The following is a 12,373-nucleotide window of genomic DNA, read 5'->3' as shown; positions in this document are numbered from 1 at the left end:
AGCGTTCACCATGACTCGTTGATCACAACGCGTGAACCACGCCAGATCCGAAGTCCACCACTCCCCGGGACGCTATCTCGCTCAGAGTTGGAATCGTGTGGATAGTCCTTTGGACCCATTCATCAAGAGTGAGCCCGGGTTCGCGCCGTTTGCGCATGTGAAATTTGTGGCGATGCCACGCGCAAGGCCCATCGGCGACAGCAGTCAACGGGCACCGTTCGCCATGGCGTGTGATCGAACACTGTGGCCGGGTGTCGAAATCGTTAGGGCTGCCCTTGGCGAAGGACGGCCGGTGAGTCGCCGCGAATGTCGTCGGGTCTTGGCCGGATTGCTTCAGAATCTTGTTGCAGGTGTGACAGATTCGGCCGGCACTGATCAGCCGGCCGCACGCCATCACGACGCACCGCGTGACCGTGGTGGCCGGATTATCCGGGTCTCCGCTGAACAACCATCGGTCGTGTTGCCACTCTCCGGGCCGCCAACCGGTCTGCACATTGGCCTTGAGCCACCTCAACCACCGATCATCCTCGCTTTCGACGGCGGCCGCGATGGCTACTTGAGCAACAGCTTCAGTCATGTTCGCTCTTAACTCGCAGCGCTTCAATGCGTTCCACAGCTTCTCTTTTCGCGGTGTCGGTGGGGTGCAGGTACACCTCCATCGACGCCGATGACGCATGGCCCAGCAATGCTTGAACGACGTCCCGCGAAGTTCCGTTGCCGAGCCATCGTGTCGCCGCACTATGGCGCAGCAGATGTGGACGTGCCTCGATTTGTGCTGCGCTTGACAGTCTGTCGAAGAGTTTCTTCGCGTTGCTGTACTTCATTGGTGCGCCAAGCGGTTCCTTAAACAGGTTGACAAACACAAAATCGCAAGGGTCAACCGCCAAGGCTTCGGATCGCTCATGTTGGTATGCCGCATATAGCGCGACGAGTTCGGTCGTTACCGGAATTGACCGCGGCATACGACTTTTCGCGTACGCGCCGTTGGCGTTTACGCGACGCCGCACATGTATGTGTGGGCCCGGCACAGAGCACCCCAGTCGCGTACTAGTCGCGAGGAGATGCATGTCTTCACGACGCAGGCCAAGGAGCTCGCCGATCCGCATTCCGGTGTCCTGGAGAAGCCGGATAAGGAATCGATCACGCTCGTGCGTCGCCACGGCTACCAACGAGGCGATTGAATCGTCTGAAAGCGTATTCACTTCCGTCATAGTCGATTTCAACTTCAAGTTCCGGGACTGTACGATGCGAAACTGCTCATCTTCTCCCCACTCCTGACCGACGGCGCGATAGCGCAATGCCTTCGTTGTCCAGAGTTGTTCGATCAAAGCTATGTCAACCCAGCCCTGGCTCGACGCGTACTTCAGGAACTCTGTCACCGCAGTCAAGATCGCGTTGGCGGTGCTGCTCAAACGAAACCGCCGAGCTCCGCCTGATCTCGCCCGCGACGGATAAGACGTCGAGGTCAGGCTCCGCAAAAACTCGGACAGATCATTGAACGTTAATCGCCGCCAGTCCAGACCAGCGGCTGAACAGTAAGACAGGAACAACGCGATGCGACCCGCATAGAGGCGCTCTGTGTTGAACGCGCCGCCCGAGCCGCGAAGGCCCGCAAGGTAAGAGCAGGCCTCGGGATGAAATTCAAAGTTGTCATCAACAACTACGAACGCGTGAATCCCCGGCGCTAGGACAGCGCGCTCAGCGCGATAAGTGCCCGCCATCGTCCGAAGCTACCGCACATGCCATAAGGAGGGGCGGATACTTGCGAGTCACGTAGAGATTTTGCGCAACGAACTTATGTGACCCGTTACCTTGTCATGGGGTAGATAACGGTGGCGGCTGCGGCGTTCGGCGCCATCCTCTACACGGTGGTCACGGGGGACTCGATTGTCAGCGCCCTGACCAACATCATCGCCCGTGCCCTCACCACCAAGTGATGACCGGGGTGGCGTCACGGTCGAGGCGGCGTTCTCGGTTGCCGCACTCATCGCGGTCGCAGTGCTCGGTATCGGTGGGCTCGGCGCGGTCTCGGCGCAGGTGCGCTGCATCGACGCGGCCCGGGAAGCGGCCCGTCTCGCGGCCCGCGGTGACGACCGTGCCGCCGTCGACACGGCCCGGCGCACCGGCCCGGACGGGGCCTCGGTTGAGGTGCGACGCGACGGCGGGCGAATCGTCGCGCGGGTCCGCGTTCCCGCACCGTTGCTGCCCGGCGTCACCGTGGGGGCCGAGGCCGTGGCGGCACCCGAACCTGGTGCGTGACGAACGGGGCTCGGCGACGGTGTTCGCGGTCGCGCTCATCGTGGTGCTGATCGGGCTCATGACGGGGGCTGCCGCCGTGGGCGCCGCGGTGATCGGCCGGCATCGCGCCCAGTCAGCGGCCGACCTGGCCGCACTCGCCGCCGCGGGCGCACTGGTTGCCGGACCCAGTCAGTCCTGTGGCCGGGCGGTCGCGGTTGCCGAAGCCATGGGCAGCCGGGTTGGTAACTGCGCGGTGCAGCGGCTGGATGTGGTGGTCGACGTGGAGGTGCCGGTGCGATTCGGTCGCTGGCACCTCGGCGACGCGCACGGCCGGGCCCGCGCCGGGCCAGGCTGACGGCAGCGCGATGGTCACAACGATCAGGAGGACGCAGAAGAAGAGGTCACCCCACCCGGGCCGATCGGTCGTTGTGTCACTTGCCATGTCACTACCGTAGAATCTCAACTATGGTTGAGATCAAGCGTATGGGTCCGACCGACCTCCTGACCATCGGGGAGATCGTCAAGCGGACGGGAGTCTCCGCGTCCGCGTTGCACTTCTACGAGCGAAAGGGGCTGATCCACCCCGAACGCACGTCGGGCGGGACGCGGTTGTACCCGCGTCACCTCGAGCGCCGCATCGCCGTCATCCAGGTGGCGAAGCGGCTCGGCATTCCGCTCAGTGAGGTGGCCGAGCACTTTCAGACGCTGCCCGACGACCGGATGCCGTCATTGCGCGACTGGACCAGGCTCAACAAGCGGTGGCGGGCGCAACTGCGTGAACGGCAGCTCGAATTGGAGCGGCTGCAGTCCGAGATGGACCAGTGCATCGGGTGCGGGTGTATCTCGCTCAACCATTGTCTGGTCATCAACCCCGGCGACACGCTCGCCGCCGAAGGGCCGGGTGCGCGGCGCCTGCTGCCGTTCGACGGGTCGAATCCGGCTGGCGCCGAATAGAACTCGTCTGGGTCAGGATTCCGGCACGTCGTCGTTCAGCCGGTCCCCGGCTGCCACCAGCTCTCCGTAGGTGGGCAGTCGCAGGGACAGCAGGCCGGCGAAGGTGTCGTCGGCGACCTGGAGCCGGTGCGCGGTGACGTGAATCGGCACCCACCCGCCGTCGTTGGCGCGCAACCGGAGCACCCGCGATGTCGGTCCGCTGCCGAATTCGACCGTCATGACGGCCATCTCGGCGATCTCGTTGGGGTGCACCACGGTTTCGGACGTCGCGTCGGCGCTCCAGTCGAAGAGCGGACAGGGCTCGTCGACCCACTTGATGAGCTTCCAGGTGTTCAGATCGACCAAGGCCCGGTACACGCCGGGAACGGCCGGGCCGCCCGCGAGCTGCTGCGCCCGGTCGAGCGGGGTGGCCGCCGAAGTGTCGCGCACGCCGCGCCAGTTCATGGCCCGGCAGATCAGCCGATCTCGGTCGTCCTCGTCGGGCTCGTTGAGCACCCGCGCGGCGAATCCGACGCTGATGGGCCGGCCCCGGAAGTCGGTCATTTCCCAAGTGCTGGTGAAGGTTTGGCCCGGTTCGGGTTTGAGCACGGCCGAGATGACCCGCGCCTCGTTCGGGTTGAGCTTGCGGGTCTGCAGGTCGTCGGCGAACGCCCGGCCGTGGGTGGCCTCGGCCGCCGGGTTGAGGCCGCTGTTGGCCAGCGACTCCATGGTGTCGGTCGCGATGCCGTTGGTCAGGTCCCACTTCAGAGGACCGGGGATCATCCGGTCCGGTGGGTCGGCATCGGGAGCGCCGACCCAGACATGGACGCCATGGATGCGGCCGTCGGTCATCTGCACCACTTCGGTCCGGATCACCCGGTCGCTCTTGGGTGTGATGCTCGTCAGTGGCAGGCCCGCGCGGACGGTTTCCCCGATCGCCGACTGGATGGCCATCAGACTCGCGTTGCGCCGCAGGAAAGTGCTGATGGGAACCATGTCCTGGGTTTGCTGCCCCAACGCGACGACGGCAGGTTCGGCGCCGAGGGTCTCGACGAGGAGCCAGTCGTCCGTCATGGTCGTAGTTTATCCGTTTCGGCGCTCTTTGCTCTGCCCGGCTGCGGCCTGCCGCCTACCTGCCGTGGGCTGCCAAAGTGTCCACTACCAGGCGAAGTACCTGGACAGCACCGGCTTTGTCCAGGGGATCGTTCGCGTTGCCGCACTTGGGCGATTGCACACAGGAGGGGCAACCGTGACGGCACTCACACGCGGCGATCGCCGCGGCCGTCGCGGCCCACCAGGTGGACAGCTGCCGGAACCCGCGGTCGGCGAACCCGGCGCCGCCCGGATAGCCGTCGTACACGAAAATCGTTGGCAGGCCGGACAAGTCGCCGGGGGCGGGGCCGGCCGCGGTCGACACCCCACCGATGTCGCCCCGGTCGCAGCTGGCCACCAGCGGCAGCAGGCCTATCGCGGCATGCTCGGCAGCGTGCAGTGCACCGGGTACGCGCAGCGGATCAATCCCCTTGTCCAGCAATATCTCCGGGGTCATGGTGCACATGACCGCCATGGTGTCCAGCGTGCGGGTCGGCATGTCCAGGTCGACGAAATCGAGCACGGTGCCGTCCATGGCCCGGCGCAGGAAGCCCACGACGGTGTTGGACACCGACACCGGGACCAGGCCGATGGCGACGGGCCCGAACCGGTGGATCTCTCCGGTACCGCGCACGCTGATATCGGTGACCTCCCGGGCCGACGTGGTGTACCCGGGATCCTCGGCGTGCACGAAGGCGACGCCGGCCTCGAAGTCGAGTGCGTCGACCAGGAACGTCTCACCCTGGTGCAGGTGGACGGCGCCCGGATGCACCGAGGCCGGTGCCTGCCCGGCGCCGGTGCTGCCCAGCATGCGTCCGGTTCCGGACTCCAGGATGGCGATCTGCCCGCCGGACGAGCCCCGGATGTCCACGGCGGGATGCGGATCCACGCCGGGCGCCGGGAAGTAGCCGGCGGGACGCTTGCGCAGCAGGCCGTCGTCGACGAGGGATTCGGCCACCGCTTCGGCGTCCCACATCCGCACCTCGGCCGGGGTCAGTGGGAGTTCGGTTGCCGCGCACAGTAATTGCGGGGACAGCACGAAGGGATTGGCGGGATCGATGACGATCCGCTCGATGGGTTTGTCGAGCAGCGCGGCGGGATGGTGCACCAGATAGGTGTCGAGCGGGTCGTCGCGCGCGATCAGCACGATCAGCGCGCTCTGACCGCGCCGTCCGGCCCGGCCGGCCTGCTGCCAGAAGGACGCCACCGTGCCGGGGAACCCGGCCAGCACCACCGCGTCCAGTCCGGCGATGTCGACGCCGAGTTCCAGCGCGTTCGTGGTCGCCAGGCCACGCAATTCGCCTTCCGTCAGTGCATGTTCCAGCGCCCGGCGGTCCTCGGCGAGATACCCCGCGCGGTACGACGCCACCAGCGGGGCCAGGTCGGGTGCGACGTTCTCCAGCCGGGCCCGCGCGCCCAGCGCCGTCAACTCGGCGCCGATGCGCGAACGGACGAAGGTCAGGGTGCGGGCGCCTTCGGCGATCAGGTCGGCCATCACGCGCGAGGCCTCGGTGCCCGCGGCCCGGCGCACCGGGGCACCGTTCTCGCCGATCAGATCGGTGAGCAGCGCGGGCTCCCACAGCGCCACCGTGCGGCCGCCGTGCGGCGAGCCGTCCTCGGTGATGGCGGTGACGGTCTGGCCGAGCAGCTCGGACGCCGTCTGCGCCGGGGCGGCCGTGGTCGCGCTGGCGAACACCACCGTGGGTGCGGACCCGTACCGGTCGCACAGCCGTAGCAGCCGGCGCAGCACCATCGCGACATTGGAACCGAAAATGCCGCGGTAGTAGTGGCATTCGTCGATCACGACGTACTCGAGCTGCCGCAGGAACACCGCCCACCGGGAATGGTTGCGCAGCAGGGACAGGTGCACCATGTCGGGATTCGAGAAGATCCATCGGGATCGCTCCCGGGCGAATTGCCTTGCCTCGGTTGAGCTGTCGCCGTCGTAGGCGGACGGTGCGGTGTTGCTGAGGCCGGGAATCGTGGCGCACAGCGACTGCGCGGCCCGCAACTGGTCGTGGCCCAGCGCCTTGGTGGGGGACAGGTACAGGGCGCGGGCGTGCGCATCGGTTTGCAACGCATGCAGGATCGGCAGTTGGTAGGCCAGGGATTTACCGGACGCCGTGCCCGTCGCGATCACCACATGCCGCCCGGCATGTGCCAACTCGGCCGCGGCCACCTGGTGCGACCACGGCTGTGCCACACCACGATCGGTGAAGGCCTGCGCCACCTCGGCGCCAACCCAAGTGGGCCAGGGCATTCGGCGCGCCTGTCGCGGCGGCAGGTCGGCGACGTGCCGCAGCGGCTGCTCGCCGGCCGGCGTGCCGTCCAGCGCAGCCGACAACAGCGTGCGGCCGAAGTTCGACTGTCCCTGCGTCACAAGATGAATTGTTAACCACAGTTCGCTGTGCGACTGTTGCGGCAGCGTGGAACATGGTTGACTGATCTTGGTCGCAGCTTCTGTGTTCGTGTGTCCGCACCCGGGAACGTCGCCTGCGTTCCCGGTACGCCGGAAGACTCGGTGGACCGCACCCGCAGTAACAGAAGGAAATGAAGGACAAATGCCACAGGGGACTGTGAAGTGGTTCAACCCGGAGAAGGGTTACGGCTTCATTGAGCAGGAAGGCGGCGGAGGCGACGTCTTCGTCCACTACAAGCAGATTCAATCCAACGGGTTCCGCACCCTTGAGGAGAATCAGAAGGTCGACTTCGAGATCGAGCAGAGCCCCAAGGGTCCGCAGGCTCTGAACGTCCGCACCGTCTGAGGTTCACAGACTCCGTCGAACGCCCCCGCATCGTCAGCGACGAAGTGGGGGCGTTTCGCATCGCCGGGTAGGTCGCGCCCGGCCTCCCTGCCTTTTGGTGTGAGCTGGCCTACTGTCGGCAGGGTGAGTCAGCTGTCCTTCTTCTCGGCCGAGTCGGTGCCGCCTGCGGTCGCCGACCTGACCGGGTTGCTCGCCGCGCCGGGACAGGTGGTGATGGCTGGGGAAGCCAGAGTCCGGCTCTCCGTCGTCGTCGACGCGTTGTGGCGGGCCGAGGCGCTGGCCGAGATGATCGCCGAGGCGGGCCTGAAGCCCGAGATCACCCACACCGACGAGAAGACGCCGCTGGTGCGCACCGAGGCCGACGCCCGGCTGGCCCGGATGGCGCAGGACTGGACGCGCGGTGCGGTCAAAACCGTGCCCGACGGGTGGTTGCCGGGCCCCCGGGAGCTGCGCGCGTGGGTGCTGGCCGCGGGTACCGCGGAACCGAACGGCTACCTGTTGGGTTTGGATCCGCACGCACCGGATACCCATTCGACGTTGGCGTCGGCACTTATGCGAGTCGGTATCGCGCCGACCCTGATCGGGACGCGGGGTCACCATCCGGCCCTGCGGATCAGCGGCCGTCGGAGGTTGTTGCGCCTGGTAGAGAACGTGGGCGAGCCGCCCGGGTTCACGGAGGCGTTTCTCCAATGGCCCCGGATTTAGGGGATGCAGCCCGTATATTTTGGCCGCATCCGGTTTGCGTAGGCTCGCGCGGAGTGTCAAATTGTGACTTGCCTTGGAACCGGATGACCGTTAGGCATTCATTCGGTGTCCTAGTGCCGACCAAGAAGTGGAGCGTATAGATACGGTGGCTGACCTCGATGGTGCCGGTAGCGGCAGCCGGGTCCGGCGACTCGTCATAGTCGAGTCGCCTACCAAGGCGCGCAAGATTGCCGGTTACCTCGGCTCCAACTATGTCGTCGAATCGTCGCGCGGACACATTCGCGACCTCCCGCGCAACGCCGCGGACGTGCCGGCCAAATATAAAGGTGAGCCCTGGGCGCGCCTCGGCGTGAACGTCGACGACAACTTCGAGCCGCTCTACATCGTCAGCCCCGACAAGAAGGCCACGGTCACCGAGCTCAAGGACCTGCTCAAGGGTGTCGACGAGCTCTACCTCGCGACGGACGGTGACCGCGAGGGGGAGGCCATCGCGTGGCACCTGCTCGAGACGCTCAAGCCCAAGGTGCCGGTCCGGCGCATGGTGTTCCATGAGATCACCGAGCCCGCCATCCTGGCCGCCGCCGAGAACCCGCGCGACCTGGACATCGCCCTGGTCGACGCGCAGGAGACCCGTCGTATCCTCGACCGGCTCTACGGCTACGAGGTCAGTCCCGTGCTGTGGAAGAAGGTCGCGCCGAAGCTGTCGGCCGGCCGTGTGCAGTCGGTCGCGACCCGGATCATCGTGCAGCGCGAGCGGGAACGTATGGCGTTCCGCAGCGCCGGCTACTGGGACGTCACGGCGGAACTGGACGCCAGCGTCTCCGACCCCGAGGCGTCCCCGCCCAAGTTCACCGCCAAGCTCAACACCGTCGACGGCCGGCGCGTCGCCACGGGCCGCGATTTCGACTCGCTCGGCGCGGTCAAGAAGCCCGACGAGGTGCTGGTGCTCGACGAGGCCGCGGCGGGCGCCCTGGCCGCCGGACTGCGCGGCGAGTCGCTGACCGTCAGCTCGGTGGAGCAGAAGCCGTACACGCGCAAGCCCTACGCCCCGTTCATGACCTCGACGCTGCAGCAGGAAGCCGGCCGCAAGCTGCGGTTCTCCTCCGAGCGCACCATGAGCATCGCGCAGCGGCTGTACGAGAACGGCTACATCACCTACATGCGTACCGACTCCACGACGTTGTCGGAGTCGGCGATCAACGCCGCGCGCACCCAGGCCGGGCAGCTGTACGGCCCCGAGTACGTGCATCCGACGCCGCGGCAGTACACCCGCAAGGTCAAGAACGCCCAAGAGGCACACGAGGCCATCCGGCCCGCCGGTGACGTGTTCCAGACGCCGGGCCAGTTGCACGGCGCCCTGGACACCGACGAGTTCCGGCTGTACGAGCTGATCTGGCAGCGCACCGTCGCCTCACAGATGGCCGACGCCCGCGGCACGACGCTTTCTCTCCGTATTTCCGGCCAGGCCCGCACGGGCGAACAGGTGGTGTTCAGCGCTTCCGGCCGCACCATCACCTTCGCCGGCTTCCTCAAGGCCTACGTCGAGAGCCTCGACGAACAGGCCGGGGGCGAGGCCGACGACGCCGAGAGCCGCCTGCCCAATCTGACCCAGGGTCAGCGCGTGGATGCCGCCGAGCTCACCGCCGACGGGCACACCACCAATCCGCCGGCCCGGTACACCGAGGCCTCGCTGATCAAGGCGCTGGAAGACCTGGGCATCGGTCGCCCGTCGACGTACTCGTCGATCATCAAGACCATCCAGGACCGCGGCTATATCTATAAGAAGGGCAGCGCCCTGGTGCCGGCCTGGGTGGCGTTCGCGGTCGTCGGGCTGCTCGAGCAGCACTTCGGGCGCCTGGTCGACTACGACTTCACCGCCGCCATGGAGGACGAACTCGACGAGATCGCCGCCGGCAACGAGCAGCGCACCAACTGGCTGACCAACTTCTACTTCGGCGGCGACCACGGCGTCGAGGGCTCGGTGGCCCGCGAGGGTGGCCTGAAGAAGCTCGTCGGCGTCAACCTCGAAGGCATCGACGCGCGAGAAGTCAACTCCATCAAGCTGTTCGACGACGCCGAAGGCCGAGCCATCAACGTCCGCGTCGGTCGCAACGGGCCGTACCTCGAGCGCATGATCGCCGATGAGGAGAACCCCGGTGAGCTGAAACCGCAGCGCGCCAACCTCAATGACGATCTGACGCCCGACGAGCTGACCCTCGAGCTGGCCGAAAAGCTCTTCGCCACACCGCAAGAGGGCCGGGTGCTCGGTGTCGACCCGGAGACCGGGCACGAGATCGTCGCCAAGGACGGGCGTTACGGCCCGTACGTCACCGAGGTGCTGCCGGCGCCGCCGGAGGAGCCGGATGCCGGCACCGGTGCGAAGAAGACCAAGAAGCCCGTCGGCCCCAAGCCGCGGACCGGATCTCTGTTGCGCTCAATGGATCTGGAGACCGTCACGCTCGAGGACGCGCTGAAGCTGCTGTCGTTGCCTCGCGTCGTCGGTGTCGATCCGGAGAGCAACGAGGAGATCACCGCGCAGAACGGCCGCTACGGCCCATACCTCAAGCGCGGCAGCGATTCTCGCTCACTGGCCACCGAAGAGCAGATGTTCACCGTCACGCTCGAAGAGGCGCTGAAGATCTACGCCGAGCCGAAACGCCGTGGGCGCCAGGGCGCTGCCACGCCGCCGCTGCGTGAGCTGGGCACCGATCCGGTGTCGGGCAAGCCGATGGTCATCAAGGACGGCCGCTTCGGTCCGTACGTCACCGACGGTGAGACCAACGCCAGCCTGCGCAAGGGCGACGACGTCATGTCGATCACCGACGAGCGGGCCTCGGAGTTGTTGTCGGACAGGCGCGCTCGTGGCCCGGTGAAGAAGGCTGCCAAGAAGACCGCTGCCAAGAAGACGGCGGCGAAGAAGACGGCCGCCAAGAAGGCGCCGGCGAAGAAGGCCGCCGCGAAGAAGGCCTAGGCACATTTGCCGGACTTCTCAACGCAGCTCGTACCTCGCTTCTTGATCGGCGTCCGGCCTAGCTGGCGGCTTCGGTTTCGGAAGCCGGCCGCGGCGAGGCCAGCGACAGCGGCCGCGCCAGCTGTGTGGGCGCGGACCGGCCGCGCAGCTCGACGGTCTCGCCGACGTCCCAGCACAGTGCCTCGGCGTCCAGCGCACCGCTGACCGCGATCGCCGATGCCAACACGTGGCCCTCTTCGAGCTTGGCGAGCTCGGTCAGGCGGGCGGCCTCGTTCACCGGGTCGCCGATCACGGTGTACTCGAAGCGGGCCAGCGCGCCGATGTGGCCGGCGATGGCGCGGCCCGCCGATACGCCGATACCGAACTCCGTGGTGCCCAGCACCGTCACCAGTTCGTCGTGCAGATCACGGGACGCGGCCAGCGCGGCACCGGAGGCGTCCGGGTGCTCGATGGGGGCGCCGAAGATGGCCAGCGCCGCGTCACCCTGGAACTTGTTGACGAACCCGCCGTGCCGGTTCACGGTGTCGACGATGATCCGGAAGAACTCGTTGAGGATCGACACCACCTCGGCGGCGGGCCGCGTCGACGCCAGCTGCGTCGACCCGATCAGGTCGATGAACAGCACCGCGACGTCGCGTTCCTGGCCGCCCAGCTCGGTGCCGCGCTCCAGGGCGCGGCGCGCGACGTCCTCGCCGACGTAGCGGCCGAACAGGTCGCGCAGGCGCTGCCGCTCGGACAGGTCGCGCACCATGTCGTTGAACCCGGCCTGCAGCAGGCCTAGCTCGCTGGCGTCGTAGATCTGCATGTGCGCGTTGTAGTTACCGCGCTGCACCTCGCCCAGGGCCCACCGCAGCTGGCGCAGCGGGTCGGCGATGGACATGGCGACCAGGACGTTGCCGGCCAGGCCGACGGCCAGCGCGGTGATCGCCAGCAGCAGGATGGGGGTGTTGAGCTGGTCGTTCTGGGCGATGAAGGTCGTGTACTGCCCGGCCAGCCGGGCCACGATGATGGCGAGCAGCGGCACGCCCGTCGACAGCACCCAGGTCAGGACCTGGCGCTGGATGACGCCGGGGGCCCGGAAGTTCTCGGGCACGCCGTCGCGCAGCGCCGCGACCGCGACGGGGCGCAGCACGCGCTCGGACTGCAGGTAGCCGATGATCGCGGTGGCGGTGGCGCCGAGCGCGCTGGCCACGGCGACGAACGGCGCCGAGCGGCTCGCCACCGGCCAGCTGGCGATGATGAACACCACCGAGCCGAGGAACCAGTTCCCGACGCTGATCAGCGTCCGGTAGTACGGCATCTTGAGCGCCCGGGTGCGGGCCAGCTCGGTGAATGCGGGGTCGTCGGCGTCGCCGTGCAGCGTGTCGCGCCGTTGCCAGCGGATCACGGGGATCAGCAGCCGCAGACTCAGCCAGGCCGCCACGACGAACGAGACGAACAGGACAGCCAGGAACACCGCCAGGTTCACCGCCGGCAGGTCCTGCAGCTGGATGCGATCTTCGGCCGGCAGACCGAACCGCAGGAAGCCCAGAACGAACAGGGCGCCGATGATGTCGGCCTGCAACAGGCTCAGCGTGAACACCGGCCACGGGGTGCGCGCCACCCATCGGACGAACCCCCTGATTCGCCCGATGCGCTCTACATCGGTGGCCACCCGCTAACCGTATCG

General features: G+C 67.1%; 11 protein-coding genes and 1 pseudogene. 7 read left to right on the top strand and 5 right to left on the bottom strand.

What is annotated here, in order from left to right; genetic code table 11:
* Positions 1-22: 22 nt before the first annotated feature.
* Both ACJH6J_RS07095 and ACJH6J_RS07090 read right to left on the bottom strand, forming a co-directional pair.
* Positions 23-577 carry a hypothetical protein gene (locus tag ACJH6J_RS07095; RefSeq protein WP_406803734.1) on the bottom strand — a complete coding sequence of 185 codons (555 nt, stop codon included), beginning with the start codon at positions 575-577 and terminating at the stop codon, positions 23-25.
* On the bottom strand, positions 570-1,721 hold the full coding sequence (locus ACJH6J_RS07090) for a tyrosine-type recombinase/integrase (protein WP_406803733.1): 1,152 nt from the start codon (positions 1,719-1,721) through the stop codon (positions 570-572). The genes ACJH6J_RS07095 and ACJH6J_RS07090 overlap by 8 nt, the downstream gene beginning before the upstream one ends.
* Positions 1,722-1,829: 108 nt before the next feature.
* On the opposite strand from ACJH6J_RS07090, the pseudogene ACJH6J_RS07085 reads away from it, so the two are divergent.
* The 4 genes and pseudogenes from ACJH6J_RS07085 to soxR form a co-directional block, all read left to right on the top strand.
* A pseudogene (locus tag ACJH6J_RS07085) lies at positions 1,830-1,937 on the top strand (DUF4244 domain-containing protein); the annotation flags it as partial.
* The gene (locus ACJH6J_RS07080; RefSeq protein WP_346415084.1) at positions 1,918-2,259 is read left to right on the top strand and encodes a TadE family type IV pilus minor pilin; all 342 of its coding nucleotides are present in this window, start codon (positions 1,918-1,920) and stop codon (positions 2,257-2,259) included. The pseudogene ACJH6J_RS07085 and the gene ACJH6J_RS07080, both read left to right, overlap by 20 nt.
* Positions 2,252-2,593: an Rv3654c family TadE-like protein gene (locus ACJH6J_RS07075; protein ID WP_346415083.1), complete on the top strand. Its 342-nt coding sequence runs from the start codon at positions 2,252-2,254 to the stop codon at positions 2,591-2,593. The genes ACJH6J_RS07080 and ACJH6J_RS07075 overlap by 8 nt, the downstream gene beginning before the upstream one ends.
* Before the next feature lie 110 nt (positions 2,594-2,703).
* Positions 2,704-3,192, top strand: coding sequence for a redox-sensitive transcriptional activator SoxR (gene soxR / locus ACJH6J_RS07070; RefSeq protein WP_346415082.1), 489 nt, complete (start codon positions 2,704-2,706; stop codon positions 3,190-3,192).
* A 12-nt stretch (positions 3,193-3,204) separates the two neighbouring features.
* Here the strand turns inward: soxR and ACJH6J_RS07065 are convergent, their stop codons facing one another.
* Positions 3,205-4,245, bottom strand: coding sequence for a PAS domain-containing protein (locus tag ACJH6J_RS07065; protein WP_346415081.1), 1,041 nt, complete (start codon positions 4,243-4,245; stop codon positions 3,205-3,207).
* A 55-nt stretch (positions 4,246-4,300) separates the two neighbouring features.
* Positions 4,301-6,643, bottom strand: a complete 2,343-nt coding sequence (locus ACJH6J_RS07060) for a DEAD/DEAH box helicase (protein WP_346415080.1) — start codon at positions 6,641-6,643, stop codon at positions 4,301-4,303.
* Between the two features lie 181 nt (positions 6,644-6,824).
* Between ACJH6J_RS07060 and ACJH6J_RS07055 the strand changes: the two genes are divergently transcribed.
* The 3 genes from ACJH6J_RS07055 (at position 6,825) to topA (ending at position 10,704) form a co-directional block, all read left to right on the top strand.
* Positions 6,825-7,028, top strand: a complete 204-nt coding sequence (locus ACJH6J_RS07055; protein ID WP_020100960.1) for a cold-shock protein — start codon at positions 6,825-6,827, stop codon at positions 7,026-7,028.
* A 123-nt stretch (positions 7,029-7,151) separates the two neighbouring features.
* Positions 7,152-7,733 carry a hypothetical protein gene (locus ACJH6J_RS07050; RefSeq protein WP_212807319.1) on the top strand — a complete coding sequence of 194 codons (582 nt, stop codon included), beginning with the start codon at positions 7,152-7,154 and terminating at the stop codon, positions 7,731-7,733.
* Positions 7,734-7,878: 145 nt separating this feature from the next.
* Positions 7,879-10,704 carry a type I DNA topoisomerase gene (gene topA / locus ACJH6J_RS07045; protein WP_212807318.1) on the top strand — a complete coding sequence of 942 codons (2,826 nt, stop codon included), beginning with the start codon at positions 7,879-7,881 and terminating at the stop codon, positions 10,702-10,704.
* A gap of 58 nt (positions 10,705-10,762) precedes the next feature.
* Here the strand turns inward: topA and ACJH6J_RS07040 are convergent, their stop codons facing one another.
* A complete protein-coding gene (locus ACJH6J_RS07040; RefSeq protein ID WP_318985386.1) occupies positions 10,763-12,358 on the bottom strand; it encodes an adenylate/guanylate cyclase domain-containing protein in 1,596 nt (531 codons plus the stop codon).
* Between the last annotated feature and the right edge of the window lie 15 nt (positions 12,359-12,373).

This window comes from Mycobacterium sp. SMC-18, from assembly GCF_045310895.1.
In the GTDB taxonomy this organism is placed as follows: domain Bacteria; phylum Actinomycetota; class Actinomycetes; order Mycobacteriales; family Mycobacteriaceae; genus Mycobacterium.
Note: the sequence above shows the minus strand (reverse complement) of the source record. Positions and strands in the feature narration are given on the sequence as shown.